Genomic DNA, 19018 nt, shown 5'->3' with positions numbered 1-19018 from the left:
AGACGTGGGCTTTTCGTCGCCTTGTCGATACCGGACTGCCACCATTATATATGGTCATGACGAGCGAAAGAAAGACGCGTCAGCGGCAAACGCTGTTCGCTTGGCGGCGACGGACTGGAAAATAATGATCAACGACGTCTACAATGCGAAAATTCTCGGTTTTGCCGGAAATATCACACGGATCGGCCGGCTCGATCATCCCGACGCCAGCGCGAGGGCACATTCCAAATTGTGCGGCTCTACCGTTACCGTCGATCTCAATATGGCAGACGGCGTGGTTACCGATTTCGCACATGACGTGAAGGCCTGTGCGCTCGGCCAGGCCTCGTCCTCCATCATGGCGCAGCATGTGGTTGGCGCTACGGCCGACGAATTGCGCGCGGTGCGCGAGACCATGCTGAAAATGCTGAAAGAGAACGGAGCGCCGCCGGAAGGCCGCTTCGCCGATCTCAAATATCTGGAACCGGTGCGCGACTACAAGGCGCGCCATGCCTCGACCATGTTGACCTTCGACGCGGTGGTCGACGCGATCGGTCAGATCGAGAAGAAGCGCGCCGAAGAAGCCGCCTGATAGCCCATTTGGCGGCCTATTGGAGCCGTCTGCTTTCGGCGAATTCGCTTCTCACCCAGTCGGCGAACGCGGCGGCTGGCTCGGGGAGATCGCGCAGGCTTCTGGCCACCAGCCAATAGGCGCCGGACGCGACGTCGATGTCGAACGGCTTGACCAACGTGCCGGAGGCGAGCTCTTCGCCGATCTGCAGGAGATCGCCCAGCGCCACGCCGTGTCCGAGCAGGGCGGCCTGCTTCGAAAGCGATGCATCCGCCAGCATGGGACCGCGCGCGGGCACGGCGTCGGCAGGCACACCAGCCGCCTCAAACCAGCGCGCCCAACCCTGTCGGTTTTCCTCATGCAACAGCGTATAGCGGCCAAGGTCGGCCGGCTTGTCGAGGGGAGGCCCCGCGGCAAGCAGCGCCGGCGACAGAACCGGTGAATCGACCGTCGAGGCAAGCTGCTCGGCCTCGCTGCGCGGCCACGAGGCAGCATGCGCACTGAAGCGTAACGCAAGTTCAGGCTGGTCGCCGCGAAACTCAATCAGCCTTGGATCGACTTCGAGCGCGACGTCGATGTCGGGCCGCAATTGGCGAAAACGGTTGAGCCGCGGCACCAGCCATACCGATGCCAGAGACGGCTCGACGCTGACGCGAACCACTGTCTGCGCGGGAGCCGCCACCAACTCGGAAAGCAGGGCGTCGATGGCGTCGAAACTCCTGACCAGCTGACTGAGCAGCCGGCGGCCCGCATCGGTCAGTTCGACGCGGCGATGGTGACGTTCGAACAGGGGCCGGCGCAGAAAGATCTCGAGCTCGCGGATCTGCCGGCTGATCGCTGCCTGCGAGACGAAAAGCTCCTCGGCCGCCCTGCTGAAACTCAGGTGCCGCCCGGCTGCTTCAAAGCTCCTCAAGGCCGTCAGCGGCAGTCGCCCACGCTTCATTCGCATAACCCAGGATTATCCGAAGTGGAAATTATACTCGTTTGAAGGCGAAGGCCAGCGGCGGTCTACTCGTCGTCAAGGAGATACGGCCATGGTCCAGTTGCTAGAGATTTTTGGCGATGTGATGCGGATTGCAACCTATCAGTGGCGTGACGAAAGGACCCGTCGGAAGCACCACGAAGAGCAGTCTAGCCCCCGCCGATGGGCACTGCCGGCTGATCGGCAGCCACTTCGCCGCTTCCGCCCGTGAAAGCTCAGCAAGCAGGGGCGGGATTGCGTTCTCCCGATGAAGCCCACATCTATCGTGTGGAAAGACGGAGATCGCAGTGGGCGACCAGCATGGGCATACACATACAGCCGGGCCGCCGCGGCAAGGCCGCAACTGGTCCGGCCCGTGGCGCAAGACCCCCGGCCGGGTGTTGGGCACGTCGCTGGTGCGCCTCTATCAACTGACGCTGTCCAGCTTCATCGGCAATTCCTGCCGTCACCTGCCGACCTGCTCGGAATACGCGCATGAGGCGATCGCCCGCCATGGCCTTTGGGCCGGCGGCTGGATGGGATTTTTCAGGGTTCTGCGCTGCGGACCATTCGGCACCCATGGCGTCGACCTTGTTCCGGAGGTTCTGGCGGATCGGTATGTCTGGTTTACGCCGTGGCGATATTGGCGGATCGGCGGCAACCACGACGAGGCGCGAAGCTGACTGCCGGTCAGTTCTTCAAGGCAACCGTTTACGATCTGGTAGGGTTAACGGCAGCCTGCACAACAACTGCGAATTTGAGACAAAATCGAGACAAGAGACCTCGCTAAGCCGCTCGCCGAACCCCCTCTGGAGCGAGCATCCAATGCGCAATGTCGACCGTCTTCCCTTCATCCTTGCCGGAGTCCTGTTCCTGCTTGCCTGGCTTCTGGGATTTCCGATGCGCGCGCAATCGGCGCCGCTCGACGATGTACAATGCACGTTGATCGCCGATGCGCAGAGCGGCAAGACGCTTTACCAGAACGGCGTCTGCGACCAGCGGTTCAGCCCGGCCTCGACGTTCAAGGTGCCGCTGTCGCTGATCGGTTACGATGCCGGCATACTGAGCGACGAGCACACGCCGAGCTGGGACTACAAGCCTGAATTCAAGGCGGTCAAGCGGGACCACAAGACCGTCGATCCGACGATCTGGGAGCGGGACTCGGTGCTGTGGTATTCGCGCGAGATCACCCGCCGGCTTGGACCGGAGAGCTTTGCCGGCTACGTCTCGAAGTTCGGCTATGGCAATGCGGACGTTTCCGGCGATCCCGGCAAGAATGACGGCCTGACTCATTCCTGGGTGAACTCCTCGCTCAAGATCACGCCGGTCGAGCAGGTCGATTTCCTGCGTAAGCTCCTCGCCGGCAAGATGCCGGTCTCGGCCAAGGCTCACGACATGACGAAAGCCATCCTACCCAGCTTCAAGGCCGGCGACTGGACCGTCCAGGGCAAGACGGGCAGCACCAGGGTCGGCGAGGGCGGCAAGGACAGGCGTTCACTCGGCTGGTTCGTCGGCTGGGCGCAGAAAAACGGCCGCCAGATCGTGTTTGCCCGGCTCGTCGTCGATACGAAGCGGAGCGATATGCCGAAGGGGCTCGCGACGCGCGCGGCCTTCCTGAAGGACCTGCCGCTGCTGATTAAATAGCCGAGGCTTTACGGCGGCGGCGTCTACCCATAAAAGACTGCCGCCGCCGGACGCCTCCGGCTATCTGGCAGGCCGCAGCCTCGAACGGCTGACGACCTGCATTTCACCACCCGCGCTCGTTTGCGGGACTGGATAGGAGAATACCTGATGCTGAATGCCGTTTCCCTGACATTTCCCGATGGCTCCGTGCGCGACTACGATGCGGCGATGACCGGTGCAGGCCTTGCCGAATCGATCTCCAAGTCGCTGGCCAAGAAGGCCGTGGCCTATGCCATCGACGGTACCGTGCGCGATCTCTCCGATCCGCTCGGCAAGTCCGGCAAGATCGAGATCATCACCCGCGACGATCCGCGCGCGCTGGAACTCATCCGCCATGACGCGGCACATGTGCTGGCGGAGGCCGTGCAGGAGATATGGCCGGGAACGCAGGTGACCATCGGGCCGGTGATCGAGAACGGGTTCTACTACGACTTCGCCCGCAACGAGCCGTTCACTCCGGACGACTTCCCGGTGATCGAGAAGAAGATGCGCGAGATCATTGCGCGCAACAAGCCGTTCACGAAGGAAGTCTGGTCGCGCGACAAGGCCAAAAAGGTCTTTGCCGACAAGGGCGAGCGCTACAAGCTGGAACTGATCGACGCCATTCCTGACGATCAGGATCTCAAGATCTACGCGCAAGGCGACTGGTTCGACCTTTGCCGCGGTCCGCATATGGCCTCGACCGGGCAGATCGGCAATGCCTTCAAGCTGATGAAGGTGGCGGGCGCCTATTGGCGCGGAGATTCGAACAACCCGATGCTGACGCGCATCTACGGCACGGCGTGGGCTGATCAGGCGCAGCTCGACGCCTACCAGACAATGCTGGAGGAAGCCGAAAAGCGCGACCACAGGAAGCTCGGCCGCGAGATGGATTTGTTCCATTTCCAGGAAGAGGGGCCCGGTGTCGTCTTCTGGCATGCCAAGGGCTGGAAGATGTTCCAGAACCTGGTCAACTACATGCGCCGCCGCCTCGACGAGCAGGGCTACCAGGAGGTCAACGCACCGCAGGTGCTCGACAAGAGCCTGTGGGAGACGTCGGGCCATTGGGGCTGGTACCGCGACGCCATGTTCAAGGTCACGGTTGCCGGCGACGACACCGATGACGACCGCGTGTTCGCGCTGAAGCCGATGAACTGTCCTGGCCATGTGCAGATATTCAAGCACGGGTTGAAATCCTATCGCGACCTGCCGGTAAAGCTTGCGGAATTCGGCAATGTGCATCGCTATGAGCCGTCGGGCGCGCTGCACGGGCTGATGCGCGTGCGCGGTTTCACGCAGGATGACGCGCATATTTTCTGCACCGAGGAGCAACTGGCGTCGGAGTGCCTGCGTATCAACGATCTGATTCTGTCGACCTATGCCGATTTCGGCTTCGACGAAATCAGCGTGAAGCTGTCGACCCGGCCGGACAAGCGCGTCGGCACCGACGAAGCCTGGGATCACGCCGAAGCGATCATGAGCGGCGTGCTGGAGACGATCAGGACGCGATCGGGCAACCGCATCAAGACCTCGATCAATCCTGGCGAGGGCGCCTTCTACGGGCCGAAGTTCGAATATGTGCTGAAGGATGCCATCGGCCGCGAATGGCAATGCGGCACCACGCAGGTCGACTTCAACCTGCCGGAGCGTTTCGGTGCCTTCTACATCGGCTCGGATTCCGAGAAGAAACAGCCTGTCATGGTGCACCGTGCCATCTGCGGCTCGATGGAGCGCTTCCTCGGCATCCTGATCGAGAACTATTCCGGCCATTTCCCGCTGTGGTTCGCGCCGCTGCAGGTAGTGGTGGCGACGATCACTTCGGACGCCGACGGCTATGCGAACGAAGTGGTGGCGAAGCTGAAAGCCGCGGGCTTGTCCGCCGAGGCGGATCTGCGCAACGAGAAGATCAACTATAAGGTCCGTGAGCACAGCCTAGCCAAGGTTCCGGTCATCCTCGTCTGCGGCAAGCGCGAGGCGGAAGAGCAGACGGTCAACATGCGCCGCCTCGGATCGCGCGATCAGGAGTCGCTGGGTCTCGCCCAAGCGGTCGCGCAGCTGACCGAAGAAGCGATCACGCCCGATCGCCGACGCAAACCTGCGGCCTGACCCGGTAGTATTTCAAGCGGAATGGCGGTGGAGCAGTCCACCGCCATTTCCATATCGCACCGTCTTCACATCCCTCCATTTTCACATCCCTGTCACGGCAGTCTTGTAACAAGCCCTCATGCTCAAGCTGAAATTGCGTGAAAAACCGTTTCCCGAGCTTTCCTATGCTAATCCCCGACAGCCAGCGCTGACGCGGTGGGTCATCCATTCCATCGAAGGCCTGTCCGGACGCGACCGTTTTGCAGCGCTTTATGATTTTTGGCGTCGCCAGGTGGTCCCGTCCGGCGAGCGCGTGTTCAGCCGCATGCTCGAATTGATCGATGTGCGGGTGCGAACCCCCGACCAATGGCCCCCGCAGACCCTGCCTGACACGCCGCTGGTGATCGTCGCCAATCATCCCTTTGGCATCGGCGGCGGGATTGCCGTGCTGTCGCTGGCCGAGCAGCTCGGGCGGCCGTTCCGGGTCATGATCCACAAGGATCTGCTCAAGATCAGCGAGATGGAGCCCTATTCGCTGCCGATCGACTTTTCCGAAACCAAGGACGCGTTGAAGAACAACATGGCGGTGCGTCACGAAGCGGTGCGGCTCTTGAAGGAAGGCGTCACCATCGTGGTGTTTCCGGCCGGCGGTGTCGCCACCGCGCCGAAAGGTTTTGGCCGGGTACGCGACCTGCCATGGAAGATGTTTCCGGCGCGTCTCGTGCAGGATGCCAAGGCTTCCGTAGTGCCGATGCATTTCTCCGGCCAGAACGGCAGGCTGTTCCATCTGGTCAGCGGTCCCATGAACATGGCCGAGCGCGACGGACGCGTGGCGAAGTTCGTCGGCAAGGCATCGCTGACGCTGCGCATTTCGCTGCTTATCCACGAGTTCGCCCGGCTTTCCGGCAAGTCGATCGACGTGCGTGTCGGCGATGTGCCGAACTGGAATGAACTGGAGCCCGTGCGCGACCGCAAGGCGCTGCTCGAGCGCCTCTATAGAGGCGTCTTCGATCTGGCGCCGCCGGTTCCTCGCCGCCGGATTCCATTCCTGCCGGCACGAGCCAAGCTGGCGGCGTAGGTCCATTTCGTGGAGATCCGAAGGGAAGCGGCTCGAGGCTTTGCGGAATTGACTAATCCGCGCCTTCTTCCGGATCCATCGCGGCTGCTTCCGTCGCGAGAACCTCGATTTCCTGGTTCTGTCCGGCCACGACAGTGAAATCCTTCTGGTAGATCCGGTCGCGGTTCTTGGCGATGATCGTGTAGTCGCCTTCGGCCAGCACCATGGAGGCGAAGGCGCCGACGGTTTCCTTGATCGGATCGCCGGATTCGTTGAGCAGCGACCACGACGTGTCGGCGATCGCTTCGCCGCCCGCTTCACGCACGAGCTTTAAGGTAATCTCCGCGGCGTGATGCTCGACGGTGGCTTCGGTCAGCTTGCCGGCCTCGACGCGAATGTCGGAGCGGATGACGGCATTGACCGCGCCATAGGTCGAGACCACGTGGTAGATGCCGGCGTTGAGACGCACGACACTGTTGGGCTCGACGTCGGGAATGATCAGCGCGCGATCGCCATTGGGTTCGGCATTGCCCTCATAGATCGAGAAGCGCAGCTTCTTTGGCGGGATGCGCGCCCCTCCCGAAAGGACGGCATCGAGCTTCAGGCCGCCGGCATCGAGCACGAGGCTCTCGCGCTTGGCGTCCTTGCCGACGGTGATGCGCTTGGTGGCACCGGCCCGGCCGTAGGAAGCGTGAACCAGATAGCTGCCGGGTTCGAGCTGGAAGACCGCCGTGCCGCCATGGGCGGAAGCCACCATCGGCAATTTGCCGTTGACGGCCTCCGGCTTGAAGACGCGCCAGACGATGCCGCGAGTGATATCGCCTCCCTTGTCGGTCAACTGCGCGGACAAGGTGATGGCGCCGCCGCCGCCCAGCGCCAGCGATGTCTCGCCTTTCGGCGTCGCATAGCTCGAAATTCCGGGAAGCTTCAGGTCGCTGACGCCATCCACATTCTGCGCCACGGCAAAGGAAACCGGCGCCATGAGCAGCAGGGTGCAGACCCAGATCAGGAAAAGACGCAAAGTCCCCTCAAACATGCCTTGCGTTGAAGCCCATGGCGGTGGCAATTTCAAGGCTTAAGAGTCTGACCGATACGACTCTCCAGCCTGGCGCGCCCGCGTCGATGCCCGAGCCGCCCCGCATTCCCATGGCGCGCTTCAGCTCAAAATCGAATTTAGGAGACTTGCGCCCATGGCGTCCCCGATCATCGACTTCCTGCTGACCCGCAATTCAGCGCCGATACCGGACTTGAAGGAGCCCGCGCCCGGCGACGCCGAGATCGCCACGATGATCGCCGCGGCCACGCGCGTGCCCGATCATGGCCGGCTCGAGCCCTGGCGCTTCATTCTTTATCGCGGTGATGCCCGCATCGAAATCGGCAGGAAGCTGGCGGCCCTTGCCGAACAGCGGGAGGGACCTTTACCGGATGGCCGCCGCAATCAGGAGCTGGCGCGCTTCTCGCGCGCGCCGCTGGTCATCGGCGTGGTGTCGGTGCCGAAGGAAAATCCAAAAATCCCGCAATGGGAGATGTTCCTGTCCGGCGGCATGGCGGCGATGAACCTGATGATTGCTGCCAACGCACTGGGCTATGGCACCAACATGATCAGCAACTGGTATTCAGACGTGCCGGAAGGCAGGGCGATCCTGGGGCTGGCGCCGCAAGAGCGCGTCATCGGCTTCGTCCATATCGGCTCCTATGGCGGCCCGGCGCCGGAGCGGCCGCGCCCCGATCCGGCAAAGCTTTATGCGGACTATGCCGGGCCCTGGGCGGGGTAAGTGTTCTACGAGCCGTCAAAGGGGCACGGACTGCCGCATGATCCGTCGAAGGCGATCGTGGCGCCGCGCCCGATCGGCTGGATCTCGACCCTGAACGGGGCCGGCGAGATCAACCTCGCGCCCTATTCCTTCTTCAATGCCGTTTCGACAAGGCCCTTCATCGTCTGGTTTTCCTCCGAGGGCGAGAAGGACAGCGCCTCCTTCGCCCAGGAGACCGGCGAGTTCGTCGCCAATCTGGTCGGCCGCGATCTCGCCGAGAAGATGAACCGGACGTCGGTCGACGCGCCGCGCGGCGTCAACGAGTTCGTTTATGCCGATCTCGCCATGGCGCCGTCGCGTCTTGTCGCGCCGCCGCGCGTGGCGGCCGCACCCGCCGCACTCGAATGCAAGGTGACCGAAGTGTTCCGGCCAAAGGCCCTGGACGGAACGCCGACCAGCGCCGTCGTCGTGGCCGGCGAAGTGATCGGCGTGCATATTGACGATGCCTACCTGAAAGACGGCCTGTTCGATATCAGCAAGGCCGGCAATGTCGCTCGCCTCGGCTACATGGACTATGCCAGCGTCAACGAAGTGTTTTCGATGCGCCGGCCGCGTTGGGGCAAGGATTAGCCCGCAAGGGGCGCCCAGTCACTGTGCTTTCCTGCCGCGAGCCGTCATCACGACGCGCCCTGAGCTTGATGACGCGGCATGACGAAACCTTCTGCACACCAGGACCGTTTCGTCCAGGCGCGGGATGGGCGATAGTCCGCTGAGGGTCGGCGGTAGTCTGTTGCTGGTAAATGCGGACGGCAAATATCATGGAAGGTTGATCATGGTCTCGAGATTGATCCTCCAGACGTTCGTGTGGTTCGGCGCAATGGGCGCGCTGCTTTTCCTGACAGCGGGTACGCTGACCTGGCCGGGAGCCTGGGTATATCTGGCGGTGATGACCGGGCTGAGCCTGACCCTTGGCGTGACGCTGGCCCGGCGCGATCCCGGGCTGATGAACGAACGGCTGAGCTCTCCCATCCAGAAGGACCAGACCGCGGCCGACAAGGTTCTGTTGAGCATACTCCTGCTCGGCATATTTGCCTGGCTGGCCTTCATGGGTTTCGACTACCGCTTCGGCTGGTCCGTCGTTCCGGTCTGGGTACAGGCGATCGGTGCGCTGGTTCTGCTGGTCGGACTATGGATCAGCTATCTGACGATGCTGGAGAATAGCTTCGCGGCGCCCGTCGTGAAGATCCAGGCGGAGCGCGGACAGCAAGTGATCACAACGGGTCCCTATAGCTATGTGCGCCATCCCATGTATGCCGGCGCCATCCTCTTCTTTGCCGGCACGGCTCTCCTGCTCGGCTCCTGGTGGGGGCTGGCACTGGTCGTCGTGTTCATCGTTCTCTTGGCCATCCGCACATTCATCGAGGAAAAAACGCTTCGCACCGGCCTGCGCGGCTATGACGACTATGCGGCCCATGTCCGCTACCGCCTGATCCCGTTGGTCTGGTAGCGGTCAGGCGGAGATTCCGGCTGCCCGGGCGCGTGCCAGAAGCCGCTCGGCCAGCCGCAGATGCGGCCGGTCATACATCTTGCCGTCGATGCCGACGACGCCGGGATTTCCCGCCGCCTGGAATGCCGCGACAATTGCCGCCGACTGTTGCACCGCTTCCACCGAGGGCGTGAAGGCGGCGTTTATGACCGGCACCTGATCAGGGTGGATCGCCATCTTGCCGGTGAAGCCGTCACGTTCGGCCTCCCTGCATTCGGCCTCGAAGGCCGCCATATCGCGGAAATTCGGGAAGACGGTGTCGATCGCCGCGACTTCCGCCGCGCCGGCGGCGAGAATGGTCATGGCGCGAGCGAAGCGGAATATTTCGGTGTAACGGCCATGTTGGTCGCGGGTGGTGCGCGCGCCGATCGCCGCCGACAGGTCTTCCGCGCCCCAGGTCAGCCCGGCAAGTCGCGCGCTTGCCCCGGCGTAGCTCGCCGCCGCCAGCACGGCCGCCGGTGTTTCGGTAATGATCGGCAGGATTTTTGTCGCGCCGTCGGCCAGGCCGTTCTCCGCTTCGCGCAGCCTGAGCTTTGCCGAGAGGTGCTGGACATCCTGGCCGCCAGCCGATTTGGGCAGCATGACGCCGTCGGGTTTTGCCGGGATAAGCGCCGCAAGATCGTCGTCCGTCAATCCCGTCGAAAGGTCGTTGACCCTGACGTAGATTGCCGACCTTGTTTTCGCCCTGTGGCTGGCGATGAAGCGCGCCGCGGTCATTCGCGCCGATGCCTTGTTTTGGGGCGCCACCGAATCCTCGAGGTCGACAATGACCACGTCTGCGCCGGCGCCAAAGCCCTTCTCCAGCTTCCTCTCGGAATCGCCGGGAACGAACAGCAGCGAACGCATCAGGCTACCTTCTTCAGCATCATGGCCTGTCTCGTGCATTTGGCGACGAGGTCGCCGTTCTGGTTATAGGCCCGATGTTCGAACTCGACGATGCCGCGATCGGGCTTCGACCTGGATTCGCGCACCGAGACGACAGTGGTCTCGACGCGGATGGTGTCGCCATGGAAGACCGGATGCGGAAACACCGTTTCCTTCATGCCGAGATTGGCGACCGTCGTACCGACGGTGATGTCGTTAACCGAAATGCCGATCATCAGGCCGAGCGTGAACAGCGAGTTGACCAGCGGCTTGCCCCATTCGCTCTTGGCGGCGAAATCGAAGTCGATATGCAGCGGCTGCGGGTTCAGCGTCATCACCGAGAACAGCATGTTGTCGCTTTCGGTGACAGTCTTGCGCAGCGTGTGCTGGAAGACATGGCCGACGACGAACTCCTCGAGATAAAGCCCAGCCATTTCATTCTCCTCCGCTGCTGGACGGTTGATAGGCGCTGCATCCAGCGCTCGCAAGCCAGTTAACAAACATGGTGAACGCTTCATAAACCAATTCGTCCTAACGTCCGGCACGGGGTCGGAAACCTTCCGGCAAGGGGCGTAAGCAGGCGGTATGGTTGTTGTCTCGCATTTCCTGAAATGGATCTACACGGCCAGGGTATCGGAGCGCGCCGCGGCGGCAAGCGCGCTCGCCCGCGCCTATGTCGACGCGGAATTGCCGTTCGAGGATCGCTGCGCCGCCGAGGCGGCGCTGACCTTGCTGCTCGACGACGCATCGTCGAAGGTACGGCTGGCGATGGCCGAGGCGCTGTCCATGAGCCATCACGCACCGCCCCAGATCATCAGCGCGCTTGCTTCCGACCAGCCGGAAGTCGCCGGCGTCGTGCTGACGCGATCGCCACTGCTTACCGACGCAGACCTGATCGATCGCGTGGCTTCAGGTCCGAAGGCGACGCAAAAACTGATCGCCGATCGGCCATTGGTCTCGATGGCGCTGTCGGCGGCTATCGCAGAGATCGGCGAGGCGGAGGCCTGCGCCGTGCTTTTGGCCAACAGCGGGGCCGATGTCGCTTCGTTGAGTTTTCGCCGCATGGCCGAGCGCCACGGCCATCTGCCGCTGGTGCGCGAGGCGCTTATATCGGATTCACGCCTGCCCGCCGACTGCCGGCACATGCTGCTCGTCAAGCTCGGTGAGATGCTCAAGACCTCGCCGCTGGTCATGGCCTTGATGGGAGCCGCCCGGGCCGACCGCGTCATGCGCGACGCCTGCGTTAAGGCCTGCGTGACGCTGATCGAGAGCACGCGCCAGGAAGAGCATGCAGCACTGATCGAGCATCTCAGGCTACGCGGCGATCTCACCGCGAGCTTCCTCATCCGCACCATCGCGCATGGCAAGGTCGACTTCTTCGGCTCGGCGCTGGTCGCGCTCAGCCAGCAGTCCGCCCAAAGAGTGAGGGCGCTGCTGGCCGGCGGACACGACGTGGCCTTGCAGGCGCTGTTCCGCAGTGCCGGCCTGGCTGCCGCCACGCACGCGGTCATCTTGCGCGCGCTGAAAATCTGGCGAGAGGTCGCCAACGGCAAGCGCGTCGCCGGCGTGCAGGAAGTCAGCTGGCTGATGCTGAAGGAATTGGGCGGACAGTCCGCGGAAGGCGATCTCGCCGCGCTGATCAAGTCGATCCATCTCGCTGCGTTGCGTGAAAATGCGCGCGGCCATGCGCTGGCGATTGCCGCCGCTTAACTTAGCCTTTATCCTTGGCAAAAAAATCCGGGAAATCCTCCATCGCCGCCGCGATAATCCGTAGTGACGCCGCAATCTGGAGCATTTCACCAGTGGCGTTTCGCTGAGCGATGCCGGCGGCATACTGCCGGGCGACGGCAATGGTGGCTGTCTGCGGGTCGCCCGGGGCGCGGAAGAGCAGTTCGCGTGCCAGTCCACGCAGGAAGTTGGCGATCGAAAGCGTCGTCTCGGCCGGAACCGCGTGCGCCTGCTGCGCGGCACGCAGCCGCAGGATCTCCAGACCGACGGTGACGGCGGCGACACTGCCGCCCAGAACCGCTTCACCCTTCCTGCCGCTGGTCTGCACCAGCGGCATCAATTGGTTGATGCGGTCATAGGCGAGGCTCTCGAAGGCCGAACGCCTCGGCACGCGCTCGTGCAGGCAAAGCCGCGCCAGATCCTCGCGCATGGCCCGCACGATGCGGTGCGCCGCGAGCCATGGGTCGGCGGGCAGCACGATGATGAAGACGCCGATTGCCAAAAGGATGCCGACCAGGATCGAGGCCGAGCCGGCGAAGAACGGGCCCGGGTCGTAGGTCATCGCCTGGTGCGGGCTGAGGAAAGCAAGAAAATTGATGGCGAAGGCCGTCGCCACGCCGACATAGCGGGGATTGGCCATGGCGAGCGCCGCCGGCACCAGGATCGGTACGACGAACAGCATGAACCAGCCGAAACCAGGAAAAACGGGAAGCGCGATCTGGCCGACGAGAAAGGCAAAGGGCAGAGCCAACAGCGTTCCCTGGAAGAACCCCCAGGCTACCCGCACCGGATCGGGGCGGGCGGCAAACAAGCTCGACACGACGGCAACCAGAATGACCGTGCCGGCGGCTTCCGACCATCTCGTCGTCAGCCAGAAAGCGGCGACCAGCAGCGTTGCAAGTGCCGCGCGGACCGCGTTGCGGCTCGCCCCGTGATAATCGCGATGTACCACCAGCGCCGGGGGCCTGCGTTCGCGTGAAGGCCGCGTGACGGGCGCACGCAAGGCATCGAGACCGCGCAGGGCCTGCTTCAGCGCTTCGGCGAAATCGGCAGCGATGGTGAGCCGGGTGACGGTGCCGACCCTGTCGCCGTCCTGGTCGGCCAAGGCGTCGGGCATCTGCGTTGCTTTGGCGCCGATCGCGTCGAGCCGTGCCAGCCAGGGCGCCGTGTCGTCGAGCGCGCCTGGCGTCGCCGCCATTTCAGTGACGAGGGCTTGCAGCTCCGAGCGCACCGGAATGAGCGCCGCGTTCTTCGGTGCGGCGTGTGAATGCAGCGCGCGGGCCGCGGACAGGGCTGAAAGCAGTTGTCCGATGGTGCGCCGGACCGGATGGGCGCGCGGCGCGAAGCTCGGGGCCTCCAGCCTGGCGTAGGCGCGCATCTCGGCGAGCGTCTGGGTGTCGGCGACCAGCTTCCGGTGCAGGCCGGAAAGCATTGCCGTGTCGCCGCCGGAAAAGGCGCCGCCGGCATAGGTGGCAAGGTCGAGAATGCTGCGCTTCAGCCGCGAGATGATGGCCTCGCTGGCTAATTTGGGCAGGATCAGCCGACTGGTCAGGCCGGCGCAGACAATGCCGAGTACGATCTCGGCACAGCGCGCGACCGCGAGGTCGACGACGAGATGCGGCTGGCCAAACGCCGGCAAGCCGATGATCATCGCGGTATAGCCGGCCAGCGCCGCCCCGTAGGCTTCCGGGTTACGCAGCAGCGACGAGACGAAGGTGCAGAGGCCGATCCATAGGGCAAGCACCGTCACCAGCACCCAGGGATTCGTGCCGAAGACAGTGGTGATGGCAATTGCGGCAACACCGCCCGCCAGCGTGCCGAGCAACCGATAAAAGCCTTTCGCCAACACCATGCCGGCGACCGGCTGGGCAACGATGAACACCGTCATCATCGCCCATTGCGGGTGATCGAGCTTGAGGGCGTAGGCGGCCATAAGCGCGATCAGGCCGGCCGAGACCGTGCGCAAGGCGAAAATCCAGTCCGACCGGGTCGGCTGTGTCAGCCCGGCAAGACCCGCTTCGAAATAGCCTTTCAGCCGTTGCCAGCTCACACGCGCGTCTCCGCAAGCCTTGATCGACCGGCCTGCGCTCAGATATCCAGCACTTCCGTTTCCGCGAATTCGGCGCGTTCCTGGATGAATCGGAAACGAGCCTCCGGCTTGGTGCCCATCAGCGCATCGACCGCGTCCTTGGTGGCGGCCTCGGCATCGATCACATCGACCCGGAGCAGCGTACGCTTCCTCGGGTCCATTGTGGTCTCCTTGAGCTGCGCGGCCATCATTTCGCCCAGGCCCTTGAAGCGACCGATCTCGACCTTGCCGCGCCCGGTGAACTCGGTGCGCAGCAATTCGTCCTTGTGCGCGTCGTCACGCGCATAGGCGACCTTGCCGCCCTGCCGGATCGAATAGAGCGGCGGCACCGCCAGGTAGAGATGTCCGCCGCGAACCAGGTTCGGCATCTCCTGGTAGAAGAAGGTGATCAGCAGCGAGGCGATGTGAGCGCCGTCGACGTCGGCGTCGGTCATGATGATGACGCGGTCGTAGCGAAGATCCTCGTCGCGGTATTTCGACCGCGTGCCGCAACCAAGCGCCTGGATCAGATCGGAAATCTGCTGGTTGGCGGCCAGCTTGTCGTTGCCGGCGCTGGCGACGTTGAGAATCTTGCCGCGCAGCGGCAGCACCGCCTGGCTGGCGCGGTCACGAGCCTGCTTGGCCGAGCCGCCGGCCGAATCGCCTTCGACGATGAAGAGTTCGGCGCCGGCGGCCGCATTCTGCGTGCAATCGGCAAGCTTGCCCGGCAGGCGCAGCTTGCGCACCGCACTCTTGCGCGATACTTCCTTTTCCTGGCGGCGTCGTACCCGCTCGTCGGCGCGTGCGATAACCCATTCGAGCAGCTTCGACGCTTCCTGCGGATTGTCGGCCAGCCAATGGTCGAAAGGGTCGCGAATCGCCGTCTCGACGATACGGATCGCCTCGATCGTCGCCAGCCTGTCCTTGGTCTGGCCGACGAATTCAGGCTCGCGGATGAACACCGACAGCATGCCCGCCGCCGAGATCATGACATCCTCCGACGTGACGATCGAGGCGCGCTTGTTGCCGACGAGGTCGGCATAGGCGCGCAGGCCGCGCGTCAAGACGTTGCGGAAGCCGGCCTCGTGGGTGCCACCTTCGCCGGTCGGGATGGTGTTGCAGTAGGAGTTGATGAAGCCGTCGCCGCCGAACCAGGTCACTGCCCATTCCAGCGAGCCATGGCCGCCTTGCCTGTCGCTCTTGCCGGCGAAGATTTCGCGCGTCACCTGGAATTCGTCGCCAAGCGACGCTTTCAGATAGTCCTTGAGGCCGCCGGGAAAATGGAATTCGGCCTTGGCCGGAGTGGTGTCCTTTTCCTTGATCAGGGAGGGATCGCAGGTCCAGCGGATTTCGACGCCGCCGAACAGATAGGCTTTCGAGCGCGTCATGCGGTAGAGCCGCGCCGGTTCGAACGCGGCGCCCTTGCCGAAGATCTGCTCGTCGGGGTGGAAACGGGTCCTGGTGCCGCGCCGGTTGTGAACTTCGCCAAGATGCTCGAGGCCGCTGACCGGAATGCCGCGCGAGAAGCGCTGCCGGTAAAGTTGCCGTCCGCGCGCGACTTCGACTTCGAGATGATCCGACAGCGCATTGACCACGGAGACGCCGACGCCGTGCAGGCCGCCCGAGGTTTCATAGACCTTGCTATCGAACTTACCGCCCGAATGCAGCGTCGTCATGATCACTTCGAGCGCCGGCTTCTTGAACTTCGGATGCGGATCGACGGGAATGCCGCGGCCATTGTCGGTGACGGTGAGAAAGCCGTCAGCCGAAAGCTCGACATCGATGAATGTGGCATGGCCGGCAACCGCCTCGTCCATCGAGTTGTCGATGACCTCGGCGAACAGATGGTGCATGGCCTTGTCGTCGGTGCCGCCAATATACATGCCCGGACGGCGCCGCACCGGCTCCAGGCCTTCGAGTACCTCGATATCGGCGGCGCTGTAGCCCTCTGAGCCGTCACGAGACGCCGCCGGACGCTTGGCTGCCGCCTGCACCAGCGGATCGGCCGGACGCGCCGGTGTGCGAACCGGTTGCGGCTGCTTCTCCAGATTGCCGAAAAGATCGTTGTTGTCGTCCATGCCTGCCATAGAGCCCAAGCTGCGAATCACCCGCCGATACTGCCACGCTTTTCAGCGCCAAGCGACGGAGGTTCCTGTTACGTTCGGGGATTAACCCCCTCTTATCCTAAAACCATTCGATAACCAAGCCGGCGGAAATCAGGCGGATAGCCAGCGAGAAGATTCCTGATTCTTTAACAATGCCGCCTAGCGTGAGCCAACATAACAAGAAACTACGGGCATCAGGGGTTTGGGCGTGAGGGGCAAGGCCATAACGATGATCGGCATCGCCGCCGTTTTCGGCGCGATCTCGATCTTTGCCGCGGATTTCTGGGTCAAGCGCCAGGCCAGGGCCGACGCCGAGGAGAAAACCGCGTCGATCGCGGCGCCCGCCGCGCCGACGGTCGAATTCAAGACCATCGTGGTGGCGAATGCACCGTTGCGGTACGGCATGGATCTCGACCGCGCGAAACTCAGCGAAATTCCGTGGCCGCAGGATTCGCTGCCGCAGGGCGCCTTCGCCACCATCGATGGACTGCTCGGGGACGGCAACCGCGTGGTGCTGTCGCCGATCGAGGTCAACGAACCGGTGCTGCTTACAAAGCTGTCCGGCCCGAATGGCCGCGCCACGCTCTCCAACATGCTGACGCCCGGCATGCGGGCCGTCACCATCCGCACCGACGAGATCGCGGGCGTCGGCGGCTTCGTCACGCCGGGCGACCGGGTCGATGTCGTGCTGACGCGCGATGCCGGCGAAATCCAGGAAGTGGCCAAGAATGCGCAAGGCGCCGCCGGTTCGACCATCACCTCAGAGATCGTCGTTGCCGACGCGAAGGTACTGAGCGTCGGGCAGGGCGCCGACGAGCGCCAAACGACGCCGCAGGTGGCCAATTCCATAACCATCGAGGTGACCACCGAAGGCGCGCAGAAAGTGGCGCTGGCCCGCACTGTCGGCACGCTGTCGCTGTCGCTTCGCTCCGCCAGCGAGGGCGGCGAGGGCAAGGACGGTGTCACCACCATCTCCTCCTTTGGCGGATCGGTGGCGGGCAAGGCGCAGGCCGCGGCCGGCTCGCTGTTCGACGCCATGGCAAAGGAGCCTGAGAAGCCGAAATTCAAGACGGTCATCGTGACGCGTGGAACGACGGCCGAGGAATATCAGGTTCCTGCGCGGGACCAGAAATAGGAATATCAGGTTCCTGAGTGGAACCAGAGCAGGACCGGTGGGGACCGGACGGGACGGGAACAATGTTCAGGCAACTTCAATATCGAACGACAGGCCGGTTGCACGTCGCGCAGGCGATGGCGATGGCGGTGACGATGGCGGCGGCCGGCATCTTCGCCGGCCCGGCCAGGGCGGACAACGACATCGTCTATGTCTCGGCGACCAAGAACGCCTCGATCAAGGTCGCCAAGGGCAAGCCAAAGACGATCATGACGAGCGCGGCCTTCTACCAGATCGTCATCGGCGATCCGGAGATCGCCAACGTCAACCCGTTGACCGACAAATCCTTCTATGTGCTGGGCAACAATCTCGGCACCACTGGCATTGCGCTGTTCGACGAGAACAAGCAGCTCGTCGGCACCGTAGACATCGAAGTGACGCTCGATACCGACCAGTTGGCCGACACCATCCGCGCCAGCGTGCCGGACGCCAAGATCAAGGTCGGCTCCGCCAATGGGCGTGTCGTGCTGTCGGGCGAGGCGGATGACGCGGTCGCCGCCGAAAAGGCCAACAAGATCGCCACCCGCTTCTCCGGCAATGAGGAGGTGATCAATTCGGTCAACATCTCGTCCTCGCAGCAGGTCCAGCTCAATGTCCGCTTCGTCGAGATCAACCGTCAGGCCGGACAGGACCTCGGCGCCAAATACAGCGCCAATTTCGCTTATGGCATGGGCGGACGCGACGTGACGATTGCTCCCGGCACCATTGAGCCGGCGGGGACCGGCGAGATCATCGGCAAGCTGTTGTCGAATGGCGTTTCCATCGACATCGCCATCAAGGCACTGGAAGAGCGCGGCCTGGCTCGTCGGCTGGCCGAGCCGAACCTGATCGCCCGGTCCGGCGAGACCGCGAGCTTCCTGGCCGGCGGCGAGTTTCCGATCCCGGTTTCCGAAGACAACGGCAAGATTTCCGTCAGCTACAAGAAGTACGGCGTCAGCCTGGATTTCACGCCCACGGTTCTGAAGGACGGGCTGGTCAGCCTCGACATCGCGCCGGAAGTCTCCTCGATCGACGCGTCGGCTTCCTACAATATCGGCAGCATCTCGGTGCCCGGCTTCATCGTGCGCCGCGCCAGGACGTCGGTCGACCTGAAGAACGGCCAGAGCTTCATGATCGCGGGGCTGCTGCAGTCGCAGAACGACATCACCACCTCGCGCATACCGGGCCTCGGCAAGATGCCTGTGCTCGGGGCCCTGTTCTCGTCGAAATCCTACCAGCGGCGTGAGACGGACCTGGTGATCATCGTCACGCCTTACCTGGTCAAGCCGGTGGATCCGTCGAAGAAAATGGCCGAGCCGACCGATGGCACGCAGCCTGCCAGCAATGTCGACTATTTCCTCAACAACACCGAGGAGGTGAGGGCGTCGGACACCAATCGCGCGCTGGCGCTGGCTGACGGCAGCGCCGCGCGTGCCGCTCCCGCCACCAAAGTCGGGCATTTCCTCGACCTGCCGAAGGACTGAA

At 63.4% G+C, this 19018-nt stretch carries 17 protein-coding genes; 11 read left to right on the top strand and 6 right to left on the bottom strand.

The annotated features are described in order from the left end of the window. Positions 1-124 precede the first annotated feature (124 nt). Complete coding sequence (locus tag LB541_RS15685; RefSeq protein ID WP_140495827.1) at positions 125-571, top strand: iron-sulfur cluster assembly scaffold protein; 447 nt, start codon at positions 125-127, stop codon at positions 569-571. 16 nt (positions 572-587) lie between these two features. On the opposite strand, the gene LB541_RS15680 is transcribed toward LB541_RS15685, so the two are convergent. After that, a complete protein-coding gene (locus tag LB541_RS15680; RefSeq protein WP_140495828.1) occupies positions 588-1493 on the bottom strand; it encodes a LysR substrate-binding domain-containing protein in 906 nt (301 codons plus the stop codon). Positions 1494-1819: 326 nt separating this feature from the next. Between LB541_RS15680 and yidD the strand changes: the two genes are divergently transcribed. From yidD to LB541_RS15660, 4 genes are all read left to right on the top strand, one after another. After that, a complete protein-coding gene (yidD, locus tag LB541_RS15675) occupies positions 1820-2194 on the top strand; it encodes a membrane protein insertion efficiency factor YidD (RefSeq protein ID WP_140495829.1) in 375 nt (124 codons plus the stop codon). A 142-nt stretch (positions 2195-2336) separates the two neighbouring features. Then, positions 2337-3155: a class D beta-lactamase gene (blaOXA, locus tag LB541_RS15670; RefSeq protein WP_224618891.1), complete on the top strand. Its 819-nt coding sequence runs from the start codon at positions 2337-2339 to the stop codon at positions 3153-3155. 147 nt (positions 3156-3302) lie between these two features. Further along, complete coding sequence (gene thrS, locus LB541_RS15665) at positions 3303-5279, top strand: threonine--tRNA ligase (protein WP_140520999.1); 1977 nt, start codon at positions 3303-3305, stop codon at positions 5277-5279. A 118-nt stretch (positions 5280-5397) separates the two neighbouring features. Next, positions 5398-6336, top strand: a complete 939-nt coding sequence (locus LB541_RS15660) for a lysophospholipid acyltransferase family protein (RefSeq protein ID WP_224618889.1) — start codon at positions 5398-5400, stop codon at positions 6334-6336. A gap of 52 nt (positions 6337-6388) precedes the next feature. On the opposite strand, the gene LB541_RS15655 is transcribed toward LB541_RS15660, so the two are convergent. After that, positions 6389-7351: a hypothetical protein gene (locus LB541_RS15655; protein WP_140495833.1), complete on the bottom strand. Its 963-nt coding sequence runs from the start codon at positions 7349-7351 to the stop codon at positions 6389-6391. A gap of 154 nt (positions 7352-7505) precedes the next feature. On the opposite strand from LB541_RS15655, the gene LB541_RS15650 reads away from it, so the two are divergent. The 3 genes from LB541_RS15650 (at position 7506) to LB541_RS15640 (ending at position 9576) form a co-directional block, all read left to right on the top strand. After that, entirely contained in the window at positions 7506-8090 is a 585-nt protein-coding gene (locus tag LB541_RS15650; protein ID WP_140495834.1) for a nitroreductase, read from the top strand. Further along, positions 8091-8699, top strand: coding sequence for a flavin reductase family protein (locus LB541_RS15645; RefSeq protein ID WP_140880529.1), 609 nt, complete (start codon positions 8091-8093; stop codon positions 8697-8699). A 202-nt stretch (positions 8700-8901) separates the two neighbouring features. Next, positions 8902-9576 carry a methyltransferase family protein gene (locus tag LB541_RS15640; protein ID WP_140495836.1) on the top strand — a complete coding sequence of 225 codons (675 nt, stop codon included), beginning with the start codon at positions 8902-8904 and terminating at the stop codon, positions 9574-9576. 3 nt (positions 9577-9579) lie between these two features. Here LB541_RS15640 and LB541_RS15635 read toward each other — a convergent pair whose 3' ends face one another. Next, positions 9580-10461 carry an HpcH/HpaI aldolase/citrate lyase family protein gene (locus LB541_RS15635; protein WP_140495837.1) on the bottom strand — a complete coding sequence of 294 codons (882 nt, stop codon included), beginning with the start codon at positions 10459-10461 and terminating at the stop codon, positions 9580-9582. Next, positions 10461-10913: a MaoC family dehydratase gene (locus LB541_RS15630; protein ID WP_140623417.1), complete on the bottom strand. Its 453-nt coding sequence runs from the start codon at positions 10911-10913 to the stop codon at positions 10461-10463. The genes LB541_RS15635 and LB541_RS15630 overlap by 1 nt, the downstream gene beginning before the upstream one ends. A 151-nt stretch (positions 10914-11064) precedes the next feature. On the opposite strand from LB541_RS15630, the gene LB541_RS15625 reads away from it, so the two are divergent. Next, positions 11065-12189 (top strand): DUF2336 domain-containing protein, encoded by a 1125-nt coding sequence (locus LB541_RS15625; protein ID WP_140520995.1) that lies wholly within the window; start codon positions 11065-11067, stop codon positions 12187-12189. A 1-nt stretch (position 12190) separates the two neighbouring features. Here LB541_RS15625 and LB541_RS15620 read toward each other — a convergent pair whose 3' ends face one another. Beyond that, the gene (locus LB541_RS15620) at positions 12191-14257 is read right to left on the bottom strand and encodes an FUSC family protein (protein ID WP_224618887.1); all 2067 of its coding nucleotides are present in this window, start codon (positions 14255-14257) and stop codon (positions 12191-12193) included. 38 nt (positions 14258-14295) lie between these two features. Continuing rightward, positions 14296-16353 (bottom strand): DNA topoisomerase IV subunit B, encoded by a 2058-nt coding sequence (gene parE / locus LB541_RS15615; RefSeq protein ID WP_224619023.1) that lies wholly within the window; start codon positions 16351-16353, stop codon positions 14296-14298. A gap of 235 nt (positions 16354-16588) precedes the next feature. On the opposite strand from parE, the gene cpaB reads away from it, so the two are divergent. Together cpaB and LB541_RS15605 are read left to right on the top strand one after the other, a co-directional pair. Beyond that, positions 16589-17515, top strand: a complete 927-nt coding sequence (gene cpaB, locus LB541_RS15610; protein WP_246671066.1) for a Flp pilus assembly protein CpaB — start codon at positions 16589-16591, stop codon at positions 17513-17515. 62 nt (positions 17516-17577) lie between these two features. Beyond that, positions 17578-19017, top strand: coding sequence for a type II and III secretion system protein family protein (locus tag LB541_RS15605; RefSeq protein WP_140520993.1), 1440 nt, complete (start codon positions 17578-17580; stop codon positions 19015-19017). The last annotated feature ends 1 nt before the right edge of the window (position 19018 follow it).

Source organism: Mesorhizobium sp. BR1-1-15 (assembly GCF_020165475.1).
Taxonomy (GTDB): domain Bacteria; phylum Pseudomonadota; class Alphaproteobacteria; order Rhizobiales; family Rhizobiaceae; genus Mesorhizobium.
The sequence above is the reverse complement of the archived record's forward strand: the minus strand, read 5'-3'. Positions and strand labels throughout refer to the sequence as shown.